The sequence below is a fragment of the Neorhizobium sp. SHOUNA12A genome, assembly GCF_023006505.1.
Taxonomy (GTDB): Bacteria; Pseudomonadota; Alphaproteobacteria; order Rhizobiales; family Rhizobiaceae; genus Neorhizobium.
This window is the reverse complement of sequence record NZ_JALBGV010000005.1, coordinates 82,822-102,757: the sequence shown is the minus strand read 5'-3', so window position 1 is coordinate 102,757 and position 19,936 is coordinate 82,822. Positions and strand designations below refer to the sequence as shown.

The following is a 19,936-nucleotide window of genomic DNA, read 5'->3' as shown; positions in this document are numbered from 1 at the left end:
GATGTCTCGGGAAGACGAAGGCCTTATTCGGCGGCTTCGCCTTCAGCCTTCTTGACTTCCTGGCCGGTGGCCTGGTCGACGACCTTCATCGACAGGCGAACCTTGCCGCGCTCGTCGAAGCCCATCAGCTTGACCCAGACCTTGTCGCCTTCCTTGACGACGTCCTGGGTCTTGGCAACGCGCTCGGAAGCGAGCTGCGAGATGTGCACGAGGCCGTCGCGGGCGCCGAAGAAGTTTACGAAAGCACCGAAGTCAGCGGTCTTGACGACCGTGCCTTCATAGATAGCGCCAACTTCCGGCTCGGCAACGATCGAGTGGATCCACTTGCGGGCGGCTTCGATTTCCTTGCCGGAAGACGAAGCGATCTTGACGGTGCCGTCGTCCTCGATGTTGATCTTGGCGCCGGTCTTTTCGACGATTTCGCGGATGACCTTGCCGCCCGAACCGATGACTTCACGGATCTTGTCGACCGGGATGTTCATCACTTCGATGCGCGGTGCGAATTCGCCGAGCTGGCCGCGGCTCTCGGTGATGGCATTGGCCATTTCGCCGAGGATGTGCTTGCGACCGCCCTGTGCCTGATTGAGCGCGACCTTCATGATCTCTTCGGTGATACCGGCGATCTTGATGTCCATCTGCAGCGAGGTGATGCCGTCGGCGGTACCCGCTACCTTGAAGTCCATGTCGCCGAGGTGGTCTTCGTCGCCGAGGATGTCGGAGAGAACCGCGAAACGCTCACCTTCGAGGATGAGGCCCATGGCGATGCCGGCAACCGGCTTGGCCAGCGGTACGCCGGCGTCCATCAGTGCGAGCGAGGTGCCGCAGACGGTCGCCATCGAAGACGAGCCGTTGGACTCGGTGATTTCGGAAACGACGCGCAGCGTGTAGGGGAACTGCTCGACAGTCGGCAGCATCGGGCGAATGGCGCGCCATGCAAGCTTGCCATGGCCGATTTCGCGGCGGCCCGGGGAGCCCATGCGGCCGGTTTCACCAACCGAGTAGGGAGGGAAGTTGTAATGGAGCAGGAAGCGCTCCTTGTACATGCCGGTCAGGCTGTCGACGTACTGCTCGTCTTCGCCGGTGCCGAGCGTGGCGACAACGATCGCCTGGGTCTCGCCGCGGGTGAAGAGGGCAGAACCGTGGGTGCGCGGCAGGATGCCAACTTCAGAGACGATCGGGCGGACGGTCTCGAGATCACGGCCGTCGATGCGGCTCTTGGTGTCGAGGATGTTCCAGCGAACGATCTTGGCCTGCAGGTGCTTGAACACGGCGCCGATGACTTCGGCATTGTACTTCGGCTCGGCGCCCTCTGGGAAGAAGTGGGCCTTCACCTTCGCCTTGACGGCGTCGACGGCTGCGTAACGGTCGGCCTTCTGGGTGATCTTGTAGCCTTCGCGAAGTTCGGCTTCGAAATGCTGGAGCATTTCGGCCTCGAGCGCGGAATGATCTTCCGGTTCGAACTCGCGGGGTTCCTTGGCGGCGACTTCAGCGAGCTTGATGATCGCGTCGATGACCGGCTGGAAACCGCGGTGGCCGAACATGACGGCGCCGAGCATGATGTCTTCGTTGAGTTCCTTGGCTTCGGATTCGACCATCAGGACGGCATCGCCCGTACCGGCGACGACGAGATCGAGAACCGACTCGTCCATCTCGTCGAGATGCGGGTTCAGGACGTATTCGCCGTTGATGTAACCAACGCGGGCGCCGCCGACCGGGCCCATGAAGGGAACGCCGGAGAGCGTCAGCGCAGCAGATGCCGCAACCATCGACAAGACGTCCGGATCGTTCTCAAGGTCGTGCTGGACGACGGTAACGACGACCTGGGTGTCGTTCTTGTAGCCTTCCGGGAAGAGCGGGCGGATCGGACGGTCGATCAGGCGGGAAACCAGCGTTTCCTTTTCCGACGGACGACCTTCGCGCTTGAAATAGCCGCCCGGGATCTTGCCGGCGGCATAGGTCTTTTCCTGGTAGTTGACGGTGAGCGGGAAGAAATCCTGGCCAGGCTTCGGAGCCTTGGCGGAAACAACGGTCGCGAGAACGACGGTCTCGCCGTAGGTTGCGAGAACCGCGCCGTCAGCCTGGCGGGCGATCTTGCCCGTTTCCAGCCTCAGCGGGCGGCCGGCCCATTCGATTTCGACGGAATGAGTATTGAACATATGTCTTGTCCTTCAATGCGGGAGCACACGCATCGCCGATATCAGGCGTAGCGTACAGTCGACCGCAATCAATGTGACACATCATGGGCAAGACAACGGGAGGCTTTGCATCACCGGCATCCTGGAAAGGAGCCGCGGCTAAAGCCCCGAGGGCTTTGGCCGAAAGCATCCGGCAATCCTGCCCCATGACAGGTCAACGGTTTGTTTGGCAGATCCGGCCCATCCGGGTCTGCGGGCAGTCACCACGCGAACTAGGGCGTAGCGCAAACATTTCATCGGACCTTAGCCCGAATAAAGAACCGGCAGGCACCCCAAGAGCGCCCGCCGGAAATTTTTAGCGGCGAATACCCAGAGCAGCAATGATCTTGCTGTAACGGGCCTCGTCCTTCTTCTTGAGATAATCAAGAAGCGAGCGACGGGTGGAAACCATGGTCAGAAGGCCACGACGCGAGTGGTTGTCCTTCTTGTGATCCTTGAAGTGACCCGTCAGGTTGTTGATGCGTTCCGTCAGGATTGCGACCTGAATTTCCGGAGAACCGGTGTCGCCTTCGACGGTTGCATATTCCTTGATCAGCGCAGTCTTGCGCTCGGCAGTGATCGACATCTTACGATCCTTTCGTAAAGAGGAGAACGAGACGCCAGAAGCCGAGATGTCGTTCAGCTTCGGCCATGAATGCAGTAGGATGCCTATAGGCTCCTGATGCTGGCGCTGCCTATAGACCATTCACGTTGCAATTGGAAGAGGCGTCCGCCGATCAGCCGAACACCCGCTTCGGCCGGAATTCGCCCTGGCCGATCTCGCCGATGGCGATCAGCTTGCCGCGCACCGTCGCATAGGCCTCGGCCTCCGCAAGCGGCGCATCGCGGCCGCGCAAAATGACCGGGTTGCCCATTTTCAGCCTGTGCGCCTGATCGTCGGTGACCGGCAGATGCGGCAGGCTGGACAGCGCTTCGGCAGTGTCGATCAGGAACTCATCGAGCGCCGCCAGGCGTTCGTCGCGGTCCTCGATCTCCTCAAGCGCCACGAGATCGGCGAGCGGAACCATCTTTTCCTCGGCGAACGGCGCGACGAAGGTGCGACGCAATTCGGAAATATGGCCATAGCAACCGAGATCGCGGCCGAAATCGCGGGCGAGCGCGCGCACATAGGTGCCCTTGCCGCATTCCACCTCGAAATGCGCCTTGTCCGCGGTGACGCCGAGCAGCGTCAGCCGGAAGATCTCTACTTCGCGGGAAGGGATATCGACCGTCTCGCCATCGCGAGCGAGGTCATAGGCCCGTTCGCCGGCGATCTTGATGGCCGAGAACTGCGGCGGAATCTGGCTGATCGTGCCGGTGTATTTCGGCAGCAGATCGCGGATGGACTGTTCGTCGGGACGCATATCCGAAGCGGCTGTGACTTCGCCTTCGAGGTCGTCGGTCGAACGCTCTTCGCCCCAGCTGACGGCGAATTCATAAATCTTGCGTCCGTCCATAACGTAAGGCACGGTCTTGGTCGCATCGCCGAGCGCAATCGGCAGCATGCCGGAAGCGAGCGGATCGAGCGTACCGGCATGTCCCGCCTTCTGGGCGTTGAACAGCCACTTGATCTTGGAGACGGCTTCGGTGGAGCCGAAGTCGACCGGCTTGTCGAGGATCAGCCAGCCGGAAATCGGGCGGCCCTTTGGTTTGCGGGGTTTTGACATGCGTTCTCTTGATTATTCTTTGTCTTCATTGCCGCCGTCGAGATCCCGCTGGACCTCCGGCGAGCGCAGCAGCTCATCGATCTTCTTGTAGTTGTCGAAGCTGGTATCGTCGCGGAAGCGGACTTCCGGCATGTATTTCATCTGCCGGAGCTGACCGCCGATGCGGCCGCGAATGTATTTGGCGTTGCGGTTCAGCGCCTCGATGATTGCCGCATGATCCGGCAGGCCGAGGGGTGTCACGTAGGCCGTGGCGACCTTAAGGTCTGTCGACATGCGCACTTCGGACACCGAGATCACGGTCTTTTCGATGAGGTCGTCGCGCACTTCGCCGCGTTGCAGGACCTGGGTTATGGCGGCGCGGACCTGTTCGCCAACGCGAAGCATGCGCTGGGAGGGCGCCGAGGATGTTGGCTTGCTCATTGTGTTTCTCTTCTAGAGCACTTGCGGGGTTCGTCCCGTATTCCAAGCGCTGCGGTCAGCAAAGGCGGTCACATGACCCAGGCGCACCCAAAGGTCAAGGCGCGGCCTTCGCTTTATCTTAACAGGACAAGCCGCTGAATGCAGCCCCCGCCGGTCCGCGCAGGCGCCGGCCGATCAGAACAGGGCATCGTCGATGTCTTCATCCGACATGGTGGTGGCGGCAGCAGCGGCGACCATCGGCGGCGCCGTGCCGAGCACCGCGGCATGCAATTCGCGTTCGGTCACCATCGTATAAAGACGGGCAATACGGCCACCGACTTCCACAAGCGCCTCTTCAAGGCCCGGCGCTTCGAAGACGTCCTCATCGAGTTCCATCTCGTCTGCGCAGGCGCGTAGCACTTCGCCGAGTTCGGCGTTGAAGTTCAACCGGGCGAGCGCGATATCCATTTCGCCGACGGCCGTCCTGCTCTGATCGCCGAGCGCCAGCATCTGAGCATCCATCCGGTCGCCGACGGAGCGGATATTCTCAAGCGCGTTTTCGAGGCGCTGATCGAGGCTTTGTTCACCTTCTTCGCCATGCACGCTGGTCAGCTTGTTGGCGGCGATTTCCAGCGTCTGGAGTTCGGTCAGGATCTTTTCAGCCGTTCCGTCGAGCGCTGCTGCAAAGTTGCGCAGTTCGGCGGTCACGACATTTATAGCCTTGCCCTCTTCGCCTATCTTGCTGCAGCGCAAGTTGGTATTGAGTGCCATATAATGAATGTCGGTGCGCACGATCTGGACGGTGCCGATGCCGTCGAGAAGTTCCCCGACGGTGTCGCTGGTCGCCCGGCTGAGTTCGCCGGCGCGATGGGCGACATCCTCGATTTCGCGCACGGCGCCGCGAGCGGCGGCCACACCGGTTTCAAGTTGCCGGATCGCATTGTTGTTGTTGCCGCTGTCGGCATCGGTCATCGCCGCACGAAGGGCCTCGATCTGCGACAGATCGGACCGGAAGCTTGCGACGATGGCGACGATCTTTGCAGTATCGCGTTCAAAGTCGGAGATCGATTGATTGAGCTGCAGCGAGACGAGCTTGCGGATGATCAGAGACAGGCTTTCGCGCTGGCCGCCGGTTAGTTTTGCGGCCCCAGGCGCTTCCAGATAATCCGAAAGGATGCGCAGGCTCGACTGGCAGTGTTCAATACGCTGGCGGGTGATATCGCCGACCTGCATGGCCGACAGCGTCGAGGCGAGCTTCGACTGGATGCCGCTTGCGACGGTACGCACCCTTGCTGCGCGCTCGACGAGCAGTTTGCGGTGTTTGCCGATCTCAGCCGCGCCGTTGGAGAGGCCGGAAACGATTTGCGGCACCGTTTCGTCGTAGCTCGCCAGGATCGCCTTTCCCTTGATCATCACTGGCCCTAGGCCATGACCGAGGGTGCTCAGCTTGCCGGCCAGATCGTTGACCTGGCGTGATCCCTCCTGGATCTTTGCGAGAATCTCTTCCGCGAAGCCCGCAAAATCGGCAATACCGGCCCCGGTGATCTTGGCAGTCACGGCGAAGGTGCGCAGATAGCGCAGCGTTTCCTGCATGTCCTCGATCTGAGGCCGCAGTTTTCTTTCCGCGGAGGCGATTTCCTGGAAGCCAACCTGGCGTCCGGATTCGAGCCTGGTCAGGTGCGACAGCCGCTCGACCGTGCTCTTCAGCTCGGTCATCGTGGCGTTTGCCGTTCCTTCGTCCAGCGAACCGGTCAACTGGTCGAGGGAGGTGATCAGCTTGTTCAGCACATCGAGGATCGACAGGAGCGCCGCGCCGCCATCGAGAAAACGCTCCTCGATACGCGAGCGTGCCGTTTCCATCCGGTCGACGAAGGCGAGAACGCCAGTCGAGCTACTCACGATGTCAAAAATGGATGCCCTGACAGCCACTTTGCCTCACCTTTCAGGTCCCCACGGGACCTCTGCCTGCTGAAGATACGACGATGAACTCGCCTGCATTGTTTTGGGACAGTTCCGCACCAGCAAGTTCGGGCACGGTTTTGTCCTGCGCGAGAACTACTCTGAGGGACGATGAGTTAATTCCCGCAGAATAGCGGCGGTCGTTTGCGACTTGTGGTTAATTTTCCCGCTCATTAGCGCGGCGAAATGCAACCTATCAGTTTTGTTTCGTGAGAAATGGCCATGGTTGGTTAACTCCGCATTAACGATGCAAGTCCACATTCGGCCAGCTATTTCAGCGTTTTCGGAATTATATTGAGGTAAGAATGCCTGCTTCCGATGTTCAAGAGGATTACTTTCGCCCGCCGCAGAACCTGACTGTTCGCACGATTGCAACCGTGCAGCGGGAAATACTGCAGTTTCTGGACAAAACCGCGTCCGCAACCATCGAACTCGATGATGATTGCCAAGTGGACATCAGCTTCATTCAACTCATGGAAGCGGCGCGCATCTACGCCGTCGCAGCCGGAAAGCAAATCGCGTTAGCCCGTCCCGCCAGCGGCCCAACGCTCGATGTCTTGAAGCGCAGCGGCTTCCTCGACGGGATGTCCGCTGAAGACCTGAAATTCTGGCTTCATCAAGGGGGTATTCAATGAGCGCCAGCATCTTAACAGTCGACGATTCCGCCAGCATCCGGCTGACGACGCGCGTCGCCCTCAGCAATGCCGGATACCAGATCACGGAAGCAGTCGACGGCATGGACGGCATCGCCAAGCTTAGCGCCAGCCAGTTCGACCTGATCGTCACCGATCTCAACATGCCGAACATGGACGGCCTGACGATGATCCGGGAACTGCGCAAGATGCCGGCCCATATGGGCGTTCCAGTCATCTTCCTGACGACGGAATCCGACAACGACATCAAGCAGGAAGCCAAGGCCGCCGGTGCCACCGGTTGGCTCACCAAGCCCTTCGACCCGGAAAGCCTGGTCAAGATCGTTCGAAAGGTACTCGGCAGATGAGCTTTCCCGATCCTATCGCGGTTTTCAGGACAGAGGCTGCCGAGCTTCTGGAACAGATCGAAGCTGGGCTTCTCGACCTGAACGTAAACCTCGGCGACAAGGATCAGGTGGACGCGGTCTTCCGCGGACTCCACACTTTGAAGGGATCGGGAGCCATGTTCGGCTTCGATGCCCTGGCTGCTTTCACCCATCATTGCGAGACGGCGTTCGACCGCGTCCGCAAGGGCGAAGTTCCTGCAACACAGGAGCTGGTCACGGCGGTTCTCGAGGCCAAGGATCACATGCGTGCCCTGGTCGACACGCCGAATGGCGACCATGAGGCGACCGGCGAAGCGCTTCTCGCCAGCCTGCGCGCTGCCGTCGATGGCGCCAACAACGCCGGTTCTTCCGGCCCCGCCAAAACTGCTCCGGGCCAGAACCATTTCAAGATCCGCTTCAGCTTGCCGCAGAACGCAATGGCAAACGGCACCAATCCGCTGCCGCTTCTCGACGAACTGCGCGAGCTCGGCGAGTGCCGGATCGTGGCAGACCGCTCTGCCATCCCATCGCTCGACCTTCTCGCGCCGACCGATCTTTATGTCTCCTGGGAAGTCGAGCTTCTGACCACCCAGCCGCGGTCTGCGATTGACGACGTATTCATCTTCGTCATGGACGAGATGCAGCTCGAAGTCATAACCGTCGAGACTTCGGTCGCCGCCAAGGCACCAGCCAAGACGGAAGCCCCGGTTACGGCATCGCAGCCCGCCGCGGCACCCCAGCCTGCGGCGGCACCGGTTGTCGTCCTGCATGCGGCTGCACCTGCGCCGATCGCTGCAGCTCCCGTCGAGACGAAGCAGAACAAGGCGTCCGAAAACGTCCGTGTGCCCGCCGAAAAACTCGACGAGCTGATGGACCGGGTCGGCGAACTCGTCATCGCCCAGTCGCGCCTCAGCCAACTTGCAGGCGGCAGCGGCGATCTGCAGCTGCGGGCCGTCTCGGAAGACGTGGAACGCCTTTCAGGCGAGCTGCGCGATACGATGATGGTGCTGCGCATGGTACCGGTCGCGCACCTCTTCAGCCGCTTCCGCAGGCTGGTGCACGATCTTTCGCATGAAACCGGCAAGACGATCGAACTGGTCACCGAGGGCGAAAGCACGGAAGTCGACAAGAGCGTCATCGAACGCCTGGCCGATCCGCTGGTGCATCTGGTGCGCAACTCCTGCGACCACGGTCTCGAGACCCCCGAGGAACGGCTTGCCGCCGGCAAATCACAAGCAGGGCATATCTTGCTTTCCGCCCGCCAGCAGGCTGGCGAAGTCATTATCACTATCAAGGACGACGGTCGCGGCATCAACCGCGAACGGGTGCGCGCCAAGGCGGAATCCTCCGGCCTCATCCCGCCGAATGCCAGCCTCACCGATCAGGAACTCTACCAGCTGATCTTCCACCCCGGCTTCTCGACAGCCCAGACGGTCACCAACCTTTCAGGCCGCGGTGTCGGCATGGATGTGGTCAAGCGGACCATCGATGCACTCCGCGGCACGATCAACGTTGCAAGCCATCCTGGCGAAGGTTCCGAGATTTCGCTGGCGATCCCTCTGACGCTCGCGATCATCGACGGACTGCTCGTGCGGGTCGGCGACGGCCGTTATGTCATCCCGCTCTCGGCGGTCGAGGAATGCCTCGAGCTCTCGATTGAAGAAGACATGCGCTCACGCGGCCGCAGCTTCATCTCGCTGCGCGACAGTCTCGTGCCATTTCTCAGGCTTCGCGATCTCTTCCGCACCGGCACCAAGCCCGACCCCTTCCAGAAGGTGGTCGTCATCTCGACAGGTTCCGAACGGGTCGGCCTGGTCGTCGACCAGATCATTGGCGATCACCAGACGGTCATCAAGGGCATGTCGAAACTGCACCATGACGTCGCCACCTTCTCGGGTGCGACCATCCTCGGCGACGGGGACGTGGCGCTGATCCTCGACGTCGGCCATCTGGTGGCCGAGGGGCAACAACAGGAGGCGCATCTGCGCGCGGCCGGATGAACGAAGCAGTCAGAAAGATTTCTCAGGACCTTTGGGGCGGCCGCGACGAGTTGGAAGTCCTGACATTCGACATTGCCGGCGAAGTTTTCGCGCTGGAAGCCTTCATCGTGCAGGAGATCCTCGATCTTCTGCCGGAGACCATGGTTCCGGGCGCCAAGGCCTTTGTCGGCAGCGTCATCAACTTCCGCGGCAAGGTCATCCCGCTTGCCGATATCCGTCTCGCATTCGGCATGGAAGCGACCAAGCCGACGATCGACAGCCGCATCATCGTCATCTCGATCGAGATCGACGGCGAATCGGTTCTGACGGGCATCCGCACGGACAAAGTCCACGAAGTGACAACGCTGCTTCGCACCGCCGGCGAGCCGCCGCCGAGCGTGGGGATGCGCTGGCGACCAGATTTCATCGATTGCCTCGTCAAGCGAGGGGCTGAATTCATCATCCTCCCGAACCTCCAGGTGATCTTCTCCGCCCAACACGACCATTCCGCGACCGGGGCCTCCCACGGTTGATCACCCTTTTGATGGACTCAAAAAATGCACGCTTCAATCAAATTTAAGCTGGCTTCAGCATTCGGTTTCATCATCATCATGCTGTTGGCGACTGCTACCTATGGCATTTTCAGCCTCAGTAGCCTGAACGACACGCTCGAAAATGTGCTGCAGGGGCCAGCCCTGCGACTGAAACTTGCCCAGAACCTGAACAACGAGCAGCTTCAGCAGATCCGCCAACAGAAGAACCTGCTTCTGGCGGCGAATCCCGGCGAGATACAGGGATATATCGCGAAGAGTGACGAGGCCCGCCGTGTATTCGACGAGACGCTCAAGGCGGTTGAAGCCCGCGCGACCGAACAGGGCAAAGTCCTTTGGGGCAAGCTCTCCGCCTTCACAGCGGAATTCCGCAAGCAGGATGACCACATCCGCACCCTGATGCTGGGTGGAGATACAAGCTCGGCACTGCGTATTTCAACCACTGAGGCACGCACCGTCACCAACGAGATCGATGCTTTGCTCTCCGACGTGGTCAAACTCGAAGAAGGCCGGCTCGACGACGCCAACAAACAGTCGGATGTGGATTATGCTCAGACCCGACTGATCATGATCTCGGTCGCGGCAACCGCTTTCCTGATCGCCTTGCTGGCCGCCCTCTGGATCGCCCTTTCGATCAACAAGGGCCTGCGCAATGCGATCGGGGCAGTGCAGAACGTCGCCGACGGCGACCTGACCCGCTTCGCCGCCATCTCCAGCAGGGACGAGATCGGTGAACTGCTCGGCTTCGTCAACACCATGATCGAGCGCCTGCGCGGCGTCGTCGGCGATGCGCTCGCCGCTTCCGACAACGTCTCCTCGGGCAGCCAGGAACTTTCTGCAAGCTCGGAACAGCTGAGCCAGGGCGCCACCGAACAGGCCTCGTCGGCCGAAGAAGCATCCGCCTCGATGGAGCAGATGGCGGCCAACATCAAGCAGAACGCCGATAACGCCGCCCAGACGGAAAAGATCGCCCGCCAGTCGTCGCGTGACGCCGAAGCGTCGGGCCAGGCGGTAGGACGCGCCGTCCATGCAATGCGCACGATCGCGGAAAAGATCTCGATCGTCCAGGAAATCGCCCGTCAGACCGACCTTCTTGCTCTCAACGCCGCGGTCGAAGCCGCACGTGCCGGGGAACACGGCAAGGGTTTTGCGGTCGTCGCCTCGGAAGTCCGCAAGCTTGCCGAACGCAGCCAGGCTGCCGCCGCCGAGATCAGCGCGCTTTCAGGTGAGACCGTGCAGGTTGCCACCGAAGCCGGCGAGATGCTCAACAAGCTGGTGCCGGACATCCAGAAGACGGCGGAACTCGTGTCGGAAATCTCCGCCGCTTGCCGTGAGCAGGATGTCGGTGCCAGCCAGATCAACGAAGCGATCCAGCAACTCGACAAGGTGACCCAGCAGAACGCCGGCGCCTCTGAAGAAATGTCGGCGACTTCGGAAGAACTTGCCTCGCAGGCAGAAGAACTGCAGGCCTCGATCGCCTTCTTCCGGGTGGATCAGTCCGGCAGCAAACAGGCCAAACAGGCAAAGCGCGCTCCGGCCGCCTCCGCCGCCCGCAAGCCGATGGCAAAACCCACGCAGGCACGCGCTGCGGGACAACACCACAAGGGCGACCATTCGGTCCTCAGCCAGCAAGCCCGCGCCAAGGGTTTTGCCCTCGACATGTCGATGGGCGGGCCGGATGCCGATGACGCGGACTTCCGCGAAAGCGCCTGAGGGAACTGAACCGATCCCGGATTGACAGGAATTCGGGATCGTCTCTTGCATGTAGGCGGGAGAATATCCGGGCAACCGGACTATCGCAGAAGGGTGAATGTATCGGTCTTCTCGTTTTCAACCGCGTCCCCCCGCCTGGAGGGACGCATCGACTGATGCACTTCATTGCCTTGAGGGGATAGGGCTATGCGATTTACGATCAAAGCCAAACTGACATTGGCCTTCGGCTTTCTTGTCAGCATGCTGGTTGGTACGGCCGGCTACGGAATATATAGCCTTGGCGCCGCCAATGAGGCCATGACTTACGTCACGGACGTCGCGGCGACGCGGCTCGATAAAGTCCAGCAGATGAACATCCTGTCGCTCAATCGCATCCGCGCGCAGAAGAACATGCTGCTTGCCACCTCGCCGCAGGAGATCGAAAAGTTCCTCGGCGACGGCGACAAGCTGGAGTTGCAGTTCATCACGCTGCTGAACGAACTGGCTTCGACCGCATCGGCAGACCAGAAGCCGTTCTGGGATGAAACGCGCGGTCTCGCGACGACCAACCAGGCTGCGAACGACAAGGTCGATGCCGCCGCCAAGCGCGGCGACATGCAGCAAGCACTCGCTCTCTCGGCTGGAGAAAGCCGCAAGGCGATCACCGAACTCTCCGCGCAGCTGGATGAATCCGTCCAAATCAATCGCGACCGGATGCAGAAGGCCAATGATGAAGCCGAAGCCACATATTGGACCACGCGCAGCCTAATGATCTCGATCGCGGTCGTTGCCGTCATTACGGCGGCGGCGACAGCGTTCTGGATCGCCCTCGGCATCGGCAGAGGCCTCACCAAGATCATGGGCGTCGCCCGGGCCGTGTCGATCGGCGATCTCAATCAGAACGTCGAAATCAAGACAAATGACGAGATCAAGGATCTGGTCGATACCATCAACACGATGACGGCCAACCTGCGCAACACGGCGACCATTGCCGACCAGATTTCCAACGGTGATCTGACCGTTTCACCGAAACCGCTCTCCGACAAGGACACGCTCGGTCTTGCGCTTGAAAGCATGGTGGAACGCCTGCGCGGCGTGGTCGGCGACGCTCTTTCGGCGGCAGACAATGTCTCTTCGGGCAGCCAGGAACTGTCGGCCAGCTCGGAACAGCTGAGCCAGGGCGCCACCGAACAGGCCTCATCGGCTGAAGAAGCCTCCTCTTCGATGGAGCAGATGGCAGCCAACATCAAGCAGAACGCCGATAACGCCGCCCAGACGGAAAAGATCGCCCGGCAGTCGTCGCGTGACGCCGAAGCGTCCGGCCAGGCCGTCGGCCGCGCCGTCGGCGCCATGCGCACGATTGCCCAGAAGATCTCGATCGTCCAGGAAATCGCCCGCCAGACCGACCTTCTTGCTCTCAACGCCGCGGTGGAAGCCGCCCGTGCCGGCGAACACGGCAAGGGCTTCGCGGTCGTCGCCTCGGAAGTCCGCAAGCTTGCCGAACGTAGCCAGGCTGCCGCCGCCGAGATCAGCGCGCTTTCAGGTGAGACCGTGCAGGTCGCCACCGAAGCCGGCGAGATGCTCAACAAGCTGGTGCCGGACATCCAGAAGACGGCGGAACTCGTGTCGGAAATCTCCGCCGCCTGCCGCGAACAGGATGTCGGTGCCAGCCAGATCAACGAAGCGATCCAGCAGCTCGACAAGGTGACCCAGCAGAACGCCGGCGCCTCGGAAGAAATGTCGGCGACTTCAGAAGAACTCGCCGCTCAGGCGGAAGAACTGCAGGCCTCGATCGCCTTCTTCAAGGTCGAACGGGCGGGCGCAAAAGCGCGGCCGCAGCCGGGCGCCAAGGCTCACACAACAGCAAAGCCTGGCCCAAAACAACCGTCTAAGGCTCCTGCGCCCCGTCCGGCCGGCCATTCCGTCGCAGCTCAGCAGTCACGCGCCAAAGGATTTGCTCTCGATCTTTCGATGGGCGGTCCCGACGGTGATGACGACGACTTCCGGGAAAGCGCCTGAGCGCTCACCCCAACCAATGAGCGGGGCCGTCAGGCGGCCCCGCGATAGCCAGCGTTATTGCGTTGGTGCGAGCAACGAAACGACTGCCGTTAGGAAGTATCCTGATCGTGAGGCTTTCTCGATCGCATCCGAGATGAAGCATTCCCCGACCTGAAGGATTTCGGAGACCTTAAAATGCGGTTTACTATCAAATTGAAGCTGGCATTCACTTATGGCTTGGTCATAGCGCTGCTAATCGGCGTGGCGGGCTTCGGAATATACAGCTTGTCCGACCTGAACGACGCGATCGGCAAACTGATCGCCGGGCCGGCGGCGCGTTTGGAAACCGCGCAGGACCTAGGCAATATCCAGCTTCGCCTGACCCGGGCGCAGCTCAATATGGTAAATGCAAGCAATCCCAAGGACTTCGACACCTATGCCGAAGCCAGTGACCGTAACCAGCAGAACTTCAAGACAATACTTGAGAAACTTGCCGGCCTTGCCTCTACAGAGGAAGGCAGGCAGGCTTGGAGAGATGTCGGCCTCAAGTTTCAGCAGATCGTGACTCTCGACACCCGAATCCGCGATCTTGTCAAGGCCGGCAAGTCCAACGAAGCGGTCGTGATCATCGCAGGCCAAGGCCGAGAGCTGATCGACGAGATCGAAAGCGCCATCGACAAGCGCGTCCAGGCCGCAAAGAACCAAATGGCTGCAACGGATCAGGCCACGGACGAACAATACAACAGCACGCGTAATCTTGTCCTCGCCATCGCCTCTCTGGCAACGATCGTGGCGATCGCCGCCGCCCTCTGGATCGCTTTCGGCATCAGCCGAGGCCTGAAAAAGATATCCTTGATTGCCAATGCCGTGGCGATCGGAGACCTCAACCAGAAGGTCGAGGTCAAGACCAATGACGAGATCAAGGACCTCATCGATACGGTCAACGTGATGACCGGCAATCTCCGCAATACGGCGGCGATCGCCGAGCGTATTTCCGAGGGCGACCTTTCGGTCGATGCCAAGCCGCTTTCCGACAAGGATACGCTTGGGCTCGCCATGCAGAGCATGGTCGCCAATCTGCGGACCACGGCGCACGTGGCCGACCAGATCGCCAATGGCGACCTGACCATTTCGCCAAAGCCACTCTCCGAGAAGGACACGCTCGGTCTTGCGCTGCAGAGCATGGTGGAACGTCTTCGGGGTGTCGTGGCCGACGCGCTTGCAGCGTCAAACAACGTCTCTTCGGGCAGCCAGGAACTGTCGGCAAGTTCGGAACAGCTGAGCCAGGGCGCCACCGAGCAGGCCTCATCGGCTGAAGAAGCTTCCTCTTCGATGGAGCAGATGGCAGCCAACATCAAGCAGAACGCCGATAACGCCGCCCAGACGGAAAAGATCGCCCGCCAGTCGTCGCGTGACGCCGAAGCGTCGGGCCAGGCTGTCGGACGCGCCGTCGGCGCCATGCGCACGATTGCCCAGAAGATCTCGATCGTCCAGGAAATCGCCCGTCAGACCGACCTTCTTGCTCTGAATGCTGCGGTGGAAGCCGCCCGTGCCGGGGAACACGGCAAGGGTTTTGCGGTCGTCGCTTCGGAAGTCCGCAAGCTTGCCGAACGTAGCCAGGCTGCCGCCGCCGAAATCAGCGCGCTTTCGGGCGAGACCGTGCAGGTCGCCACCGAAGCCGGCGAGATGCTCAATAAGCTGGTGCCGGACATCCACAAGACCGCGGAACTCGTGTCGGAAATCTCCGCCGCCTGCCGTGAACAGGACATCGGTGCTTCGCAGATCAACGAAGCGATCCAGCAGCTCGACAAGGTGACACAGCAGAACGCCGGCGCCTCTGAACAGATGTCCGCGACTTCAGAAGAACTCGCCGCTCAAGCGGAAGAACTGCAGGCCTCGATCGCCTTCTTCAAGGTCGAACGGGCCGGGTCCAAGCAGCGAAACCAGCCGGCCCCGACCGCCAAGCCCGCACCGGCGAAGGCCAAGACCCAGCCGCCGGCAAAGGCTTATTCGGCCGGCCACTCGGTGACCGCACAACAGGCCCGCGTGAAAGGTTTTGCCCTCGACCTGTCGATGGGCGGCCCGGACGCGGACGATGACGATTTCAGGGAGAGCGCGTAATGGCAGTCATATCCTCCGAATCCCAATTCGTGACCTTCAGCCTCGGCGACGAGATTTTTGCGGTCCCCGTCGAGGTGGTCCGCGAGATTCTCGACCACGAGGAACCCTTCAAGATCCCACACGGCCCGGAATACCTGCTCGGCCTGCGCGATGTGCGCGGACAGGGCGTGCCTGTGATCGACCTTCGTCTTCGCCTTGGCATGACGAGGACGGTTAAGACGCCACATACGCGCATCCTGGTGCTCGACGTGCCGGTCGCCGATCGCGTCCTGGTGCTCGGCCTCGTCGCAGACCGGGTCTTCGAGGTCGTGCCGTTTCGCAAGGAACAGATCGAGACGGCACCGGATATCGGCGTGCGCTGGCGCTCCGATTATATCGCCGGCGTGGTGCGGCGGGAGAGCGGTTTCGTCGTCGTCGTCGATCTTGCACGGCTATTTTCGGATTCCGGATCGGCTCTCGCCGATGTGGGGCCGCAGTCTCAGGTCGCATGACGGAATTGGCATAACCGAATAGGTTCTTGTACGGGGGCATGTGCGTGAATGCAGCAATGAGAAGCCAGCCGCTCGATGATCGGCTGAGCAAGCGCAACTTCGATCTGCTTTCGAAGTACATCTACGACTATAGCGGCATCAAGATGCCGCACAGCAAGATGACGATGCTGGAGGGGCGGCTTCGCCGGCGCCTGCGGGTCACGGCCATGCCGACCTTCGACAGTTATTGCGACTATCTGTTCAAGCACGGCGGCATTGAAGCGGAGTCGATCTTCCTCATCGATGCGGTGACCACCAACAAGACCGATTTCTTCCGCGAGCCGAAGCATTTCGACTACATGGTACAGACGGCGCTGCCGGACATCCTGAAGACCTATGCCGACCGGCGCATCCGCACCTGGAGTTCCGCCTGCTCGACGGGCGCCGAACCCTATACGATGGCCATGGTGCTTTCGGAATTTCTGAGTTCGTCGACGCCGGAACGCGACTATTTCGTGCTTGCTACCGATCTTTCGACCGACGTGCTGCAGAAGGCCCAGCGCGGCATCTACCAGAGCGATCTCCTGGCACCCGTTCCGGCAGACATGATGAACAAATATGTCATGCGGCCATCCGACAAGCGACGGCAGGAGATGCGAATTTCGCCGAAACTGCGCTCCCGCGTCGGTTTCGCCCGGCTGAACCTGATGGACGAGGCCTATCCCATCGGCGATCCGATGCACATGATCTTCTGCCGCAATGTGCTGATCTATTTCGACAAGCCGACTCAGCAGCACGTGCTGTCGCGCCTTTGCGAAGCCCTGCTTCCGGGAGGCTATCTGTTCATCGGTCACTCGGAAACCGTGACCGGCTTCGATCTGCCGATCCGGCAGGTGGCAAATACTGTGTTCAAGCGGGTATGAACCATGACCGGCAAAATTCGAGTTCTGATCATCGATGACTCAGCCAGCGTCCGCCAGACCCTGACGGCCGTCCTGTCGGCGGATCCGGATATCGAAGTCATCGGCGCGGCCAGCGATCCCTTCATGGCGGCGCGCAAGCTGCGCGAGGAAATTCCCGACGTCATCACGCTCGATGTGGAAATGCCGCAGATGGACGGCATCACTTTTCTCCGCAAGCTGATGGCGCAGCATCCCATCCCGGTGGTGATGTGTTCGTCGCTGACCGAAAGCGGCTCGGAAACGCTGATGCAGGCGCTTGAAGCGGGCGCCGTGGACGTTATCCTGAAACCGAAGATCGGCGCGGCCGACCACCTCGCCGAGTCCGGCGAAAGGATCCGCACCGCGGTCAAGGGAGCCGCACGCGCCCGCGTCGGCCGGCTGCGTCCGTCACGCATTTCCGAAGGCGGCACGACCGCCAAGCTTACGGCCGATGCGATGCTTCCGCCTCCCAAGCTCGGAGCCATGGCGAAGACCACCGAAATGGTCGTCTGCGTCGGCGCCTCGACTGGCGGAACCGAAGCTCTGCGCGAGCTTCTCGAAGCCCTGCCGGCCAATTCTCCGGGCTTGGTCATCGTCCAGCATATGCCGGAAAAATTCACCGCCGCCTTCGCCAAGCGTCTCAACAGCCTTTGCGAAGTCGAGGTCAAGGAAGCAGCCGAAGGCGATCCGGTACTGCGCGGCCATGTGCTCATCGCCCCCGGCGACAAACATATGCTGCTAGAACGGCGCGGCGCGCGTTATGAAGTCTCGGTCCGCTCGGGTCCGCTCGTCAGCCGCCATCGCCCTTCCGTCGACGTGCTATTCCGGTCCGCCGCCCGCTCGGCCGGCGCGAACGCGATGGGCGTGATCATGACCGGCATGGGCGACGACGGCGCCCGCGGCATGAACGAGATGCATCAGGCGGGAGCCTATACGGTGGCCCAGGACGAGGCGTCGTCGGTGGTCTTCGGCATGCCCAAGGAAGCCATCGCCCATGGCGGCGTCGACAAGGTCGTGTCGCTCGAGCAGATCGCCCGGGAAATTCTCGCCGCCGATCGCCGCCGGTAAGATCTGGCAACGGATTTTCACGTCTCGTTAACCATGTTTGGCAAGAATGGGGCAACGCATCATGAGGGTGCGGTGAGAGAGCAATCTTACGCTCGTAGCCGGACAGGGACCCAAGATGCCAGTCATTACCTTTGCCAACACCAAGGGCGGAGCGGGCAAGACCACCGCTGTGCTCCTTCTTGCAACAGAACTCGTTGAGCAGGGCTACCGCGTTACGATCCTTGATGCCGATCCGCAATACTGGATCACCCGCTGGCACATGCTCTCACCGCATAACGACAAGCTCAACGTCATTTCCTACGTGACGCAGGCCTCGATCGACCGGCATATTTCTGAAAACCGCCACAAGACCGATTATTTCGTGCTCGACCTTCCCGGCGCGCAGAGCCCGCTGCTCGCCAAGGCGATCGGCCTCTCCGACCACGTGCTGATCCCGATCCAGGGCTGCGCCATGGATGCCCAGGGCGGTGCAAACGTGCTTGAACTGCTGCGCTATCTCGAAGAAAAGGCCAATCTTCACGTGCCGCACTCGGTCGTGCTGACCCGCGTCAACTCGATGGTCACCACCCGTGCGCTGCTGGCGGTGAAGATGCTGCTCGCCGAGCGCAAGGTCGAAGTGCTGGACACGCCGATCATCGAACGCGCCGCCTTCCGCGACATCTTCGATCTCGGCGGCACGCTCTACACGATGGACGAAAACCGCATCAGCAATCTCGACAAAGCCCGGCAGAACGCCCGCCTGTTCGCGCTCGAAATGCTCCGCCGCGTGCCGCTTCACAAGCCGGCATCGCTTTCGAAGCGCTTTACCCGCGCCGCCTGATCAGGCCTTGCCGCTCAGCACGATCTGCAGCTTGACGTCCGATGGATGTCCGGCGGCGGCTCGCTCGAAGGCCTTGATCGAATCCTTGAAATCGAAGACGCCGGTGATCAGCGGCTTCAGGTCCACCTTGCCCGAGGCGATCAGTTCCAGCGCCCGGTCGAAGATGTTGGCGTAACGGAACACGGTCTCGAAGCGAACCTCCTTGGAGATGGCGCCTGCGACGTCCAGCGGCACCGGCTCGACCGGCAGGCCGACCAGCACGAAGGCGCCACCGGGCCGTACCAGGTCCAACATACCGGAATAGGCCCTCGGGCTGCCGCTCGCCTCGAACACCACATCCGCGCCCCAGCCGCCGGTCTGCTCGGCGATGACTTCCGCGAACGGCCGTTCGGTAATGTTGACGGGGATGATGCCCGGATACTGGCCGGCGATCTTCAGCTTGTCGGGGCTCAGATCCGAAATGAACACGCGGGCGCAACCGCCCGCGAGTGCCGCCAGCGCCACCATGATGCCGATCGGGCCGGCACCGATCACCGCACCGACATCGCCGGGTTGGATGCGGGCGCGGCTGGCGGCCTGCATGCCGATCGCAAACGGCTCCACCATGGCGCCTTCGGCAAAGGAGACATTGTCCGGCAGCTTGTAGGTGAAGGCTGCCGGGTGGATGACTTCCGGCGTCAGCACCCCGTGGATCGGCGGCGTCGCCCAGAAACGGACATCTGGATCGACGTTGTAGAGACCGAGCTTGGAAGCGCGGGACGAAAGGTTCGGCACGCCGGGCTCCATGCAGACGCGGTCACCAACCTTCAAGGTTTTCACCTCGCTGCCGACCTCGACGACGATGCCGGCCGCCTCATGGCCGAGCACCATCGGCTCGCGCAGAACAAAGGGCCCGATCGCGCCGTGGGTGTAATAATGAACGTCGCTGCCGCAGACGCCGACCGTATCGATGGCGATCTTCACGTCGCCCGGCCCGACCTCGGTCGGAAGATCGATTTCCCTCAACGAGAGGACGCCTTTTTTCTCGAGCACCAGTGCCTGCTGCATGGGATGTTTCCTTCCGATTATCTTCTGACGCT

16 protein-coding genes and 2 pseudogenes are annotated in these 19,936 nt (G+C 61.2%); 12 read left to right on the top strand and 6 right to left on the bottom strand.

The features are described from left to right. Nucleotides 1–23: 23 nt before the first annotated feature. From pnp to MOV63_RS04120, 5 genes are all read right to left on the bottom strand, one after another. Entirely contained in the window at nucleotides 24–2,156 is a 2,133-nt protein-coding gene (gene pnp, locus MOV63_RS04140) for a polyribonucleotide nucleotidyltransferase (protein ID WP_247031885.1), read from the bottom strand. Nucleotides 2,157–2,490: 334 nt separating this feature from the next. Then, nucleotides 2,491–2,760, bottom strand: a complete 270-nt coding sequence (rpsO, locus tag MOV63_RS04135) for a 30S ribosomal protein S15 (RefSeq protein ID WP_038547700.1) — start codon at nucleotides 2,758–2,760, stop codon at nucleotides 2,491–2,493. A gap of 151 nt (nucleotides 2,761–2,911) precedes the next feature. Further along, nucleotides 2,912–3,841, bottom strand: coding sequence for a tRNA pseudouridine(55) synthase TruB (truB, locus tag MOV63_RS04130; protein ID WP_038547697.1), 930 nt, complete (start codon nucleotides 3,839–3,841; stop codon nucleotides 2,912–2,914). A 12-nt stretch (nucleotides 3,842–3,853) separates the two neighbouring features. After that, nucleotides 3,854–4,261, bottom strand: coding sequence for a 30S ribosome-binding factor RbfA (gene rbfA, locus MOV63_RS04125; RefSeq protein ID WP_038547695.1), 408 nt, complete (start codon nucleotides 4,259–4,261; stop codon nucleotides 3,854–3,856). A gap of 174 nt (nucleotides 4,262–4,435) precedes the next feature. Next, nucleotides 4,436–6,139: a chemotaxis protein gene (locus tag MOV63_RS04120; RefSeq protein ID WP_247031883.1), complete on the bottom strand. Its 1,704-nt coding sequence runs from the start codon at nucleotides 6,137–6,139 to the stop codon at nucleotides 4,436–4,438. A 365-nt stretch (nucleotides 6,140–6,504) separates the two neighbouring features. Here MOV63_RS04120 and MOV63_RS04115 point away from each other — a divergent pair, with 365 nt between their 5' ends. From MOV63_RS04115 to MOV63_RS04065, 12 genes and pseudogenes are all read left to right on the top strand, one after another. Continuing rightward, complete coding sequence (locus tag MOV63_RS04115) at nucleotides 6,505–6,834, top strand: hypothetical protein (protein WP_051899923.1); 330 nt, start codon at nucleotides 6,505–6,507, stop codon at nucleotides 6,832–6,834. Next, nucleotides 6,831–7,199: a response regulator gene (locus tag MOV63_RS04110; protein WP_038547692.1), complete on the top strand. Its 369-nt coding sequence runs from the start codon at nucleotides 6,831–6,833 to the stop codon at nucleotides 7,197–7,199. The genes MOV63_RS04115 and MOV63_RS04110 overlap by 4 nt, the downstream gene beginning before the upstream one ends. Then, entirely contained in the window at nucleotides 7,196–9,217 is a 2,022-nt protein-coding gene (locus tag MOV63_RS04105) for a chemotaxis protein CheA (protein ID WP_247031881.1), read from the top strand. Before MOV63_RS04110 ends, MOV63_RS04105 begins: the two co-directional genes overlap by 4 nt. Beyond that, nucleotides 9,214–9,729 carry a chemotaxis protein CheW gene (locus MOV63_RS04100; protein WP_038591915.1) on the top strand — a complete coding sequence of 172 codons (516 nt, stop codon included), beginning with the start codon at nucleotides 9,214–9,216 and terminating at the stop codon, nucleotides 9,727–9,729. Before MOV63_RS04105 ends, MOV63_RS04100 begins: the two co-directional genes overlap by 4 nt. Before the next feature lie 24 nt (nucleotides 9,730–9,753). Then, on the top strand, nucleotides 9,754–11,460 hold the full coding sequence (locus tag MOV63_RS04095; RefSeq protein ID WP_247031879.1) for a methyl-accepting chemotaxis protein: 1,707 nt from the start codon (nucleotides 9,754–9,756) through the stop codon (nucleotides 11,458–11,460). Nucleotides 11,461–11,646: 186 nt separating this feature from the next. Then, nucleotides 11,647–13,458: a methyl-accepting chemotaxis protein gene (locus tag MOV63_RS04090; protein WP_247031877.1), complete on the top strand. Its 1,812-nt coding sequence runs from the start codon at nucleotides 11,647–11,649 to the stop codon at nucleotides 13,456–13,458. 174 nt (nucleotides 13,459–13,632) lie between these two features. After that, a pseudogene (locus MOV63_RS32910) lies at nucleotides 13,633–14,109 on the top strand (MCP four helix bundle domain-containing protein); the annotation flags it as partial. A gap of 189 nt (nucleotides 14,110–14,298) precedes the next feature. After that, a pseudogene (locus tag MOV63_RS04085) lies at nucleotides 14,299–15,558 on the top strand (methyl-accepting chemotaxis protein); the annotation flags it as partial. After that, nucleotides 15,558–16,049 (top strand): chemotaxis protein CheW, encoded by a 492-nt coding sequence (locus MOV63_RS04080; protein ID WP_038547675.1) that lies wholly within the window; start codon nucleotides 15,558–15,560, stop codon nucleotides 16,047–16,049. The pseudogene MOV63_RS04085 and the gene MOV63_RS04080, both read left to right, overlap by 1 nt. 38 nt (nucleotides 16,050–16,087) lie before the next feature. After that, nucleotides 16,088–16,951, top strand: a complete 864-nt coding sequence (locus tag MOV63_RS04075) for a protein-glutamate O-methyltransferase CheR (RefSeq protein ID WP_038547672.1) — start codon at nucleotides 16,088–16,090, stop codon at nucleotides 16,949–16,951. A gap of 3 nt (nucleotides 16,952–16,954) precedes the next feature. After that, the gene (locus tag MOV63_RS04070) at nucleotides 16,955–18,037 is read left to right on the top strand and encodes a chemotaxis response regulator protein-glutamate methylesterase (protein WP_038547669.1); all 1,083 of its coding nucleotides are present in this window, start codon (nucleotides 16,955–16,957) and stop codon (nucleotides 18,035–18,037) included. Between the two features lie 115 nt (nucleotides 18,038–18,152). Continuing rightward, a complete protein-coding gene (locus tag MOV63_RS04065; RefSeq protein WP_038547666.1) occupies nucleotides 18,153–18,857 on the top strand; it encodes a ParA family protein in 705 nt (234 codons plus the stop codon). Here MOV63_RS04065 and MOV63_RS04060 read toward each other — a convergent pair whose 3' ends face one another. Beyond that, nucleotides 18,858–19,904, bottom strand: a complete 1,047-nt coding sequence (locus MOV63_RS04060; protein ID WP_247031873.1) for an NAD(P)-dependent alcohol dehydrogenase — start codon at nucleotides 19,902–19,904, stop codon at nucleotides 18,858–18,860. Nucleotides 19,905–19,936: the final 32 nt, after the last annotated feature.

Excerpts from the sequence above, each read along its gene's own strand:
- pnp (WP_247031885.1), bottom strand. The coding sequence starts at position 2,156 with ATGTTCAATACTCATTCCGTCGAAATCGAATGGGCCGGCCGCCCGCTG.
- rpsO (WP_038547700.1), bottom strand. The coding sequence starts at position 2,760 with ATGTCGATCACTGCCGAGCGCAAGACTGCGCTGATCAAGGAATATGCA.
- truB (WP_038547697.1), bottom strand. The coding sequence starts at position 3,841 with ATGTCAAAACCCCGCAAACCAAAGGGCCGCCCGATTTCCGGCTGGCTG.
- rbfA (WP_038547695.1), bottom strand. The coding sequence starts at position 4,261 with ATGAGCAAGCCAACATCCTCGGCGCCCTCCCAGCGCATGCTTCGCGTT.
- MOV63_RS04115 (WP_051899923.1), top strand. The coding sequence starts at position 6,505 with ATGCCTGCTTCCGATGTTCAAGAGGATTACTTTCGCCCGCCGCAGAAC.
- MOV63_RS04110 (WP_038547692.1), top strand. The coding sequence starts at position 6,831 with ATGAGCGCCAGCATCTTAACAGTCGACGATTCCGCCAGCATCCGGCTG.
- MOV63_RS04105 (WP_247031881.1), top strand. The coding sequence starts at position 7,196 with ATGAGCTTTCCCGATCCTATCGCGGTTTTCAGGACAGAGGCTGCCGAG.
- MOV63_RS04100 (WP_038591915.1), top strand. The coding sequence starts at position 9,214 with ATGAACGAAGCAGTCAGAAAGATTTCTCAGGACCTTTGGGGCGGCCGC.
- MOV63_RS04095 (WP_247031879.1), top strand. The coding sequence starts at position 9,754 with ATGCACGCTTCAATCAAATTTAAGCTGGCTTCAGCATTCGGTTTCATC.
- MOV63_RS04090 (WP_247031877.1), top strand. The coding sequence starts at position 11,647 with ATGCGATTTACGATCAAAGCCAAACTGACATTGGCCTTCGGCTTTCTT.
- MOV63_RS04080 (WP_038547675.1), top strand. The coding sequence starts at position 15,558 with ATGGCAGTCATATCCTCCGAATCCCAATTCGTGACCTTCAGCCTCGGC.
- MOV63_RS04075 (WP_038547672.1), top strand. The coding sequence starts at position 16,088 with ATGTGCGTGAATGCAGCAATGAGAAGCCAGCCGCTCGATGATCGGCTG.
- MOV63_RS04070 (WP_038547669.1), top strand. The coding sequence starts at position 16,955 with ATGACCGGCAAAATTCGAGTTCTGATCATCGATGACTCAGCCAGCGTC.
- MOV63_RS04065 (WP_038547666.1), top strand. The coding sequence starts at position 18,153 with ATGCCAGTCATTACCTTTGCCAACACCAAGGGCGGAGCGGGCAAGACC.
- MOV63_RS04060 (WP_247031873.1), bottom strand. The coding sequence starts at position 19,904 with ATGCAGCAGGCACTGGTGCTCGAGAAAAAAGGCGTCCTCTCGTTGAGG.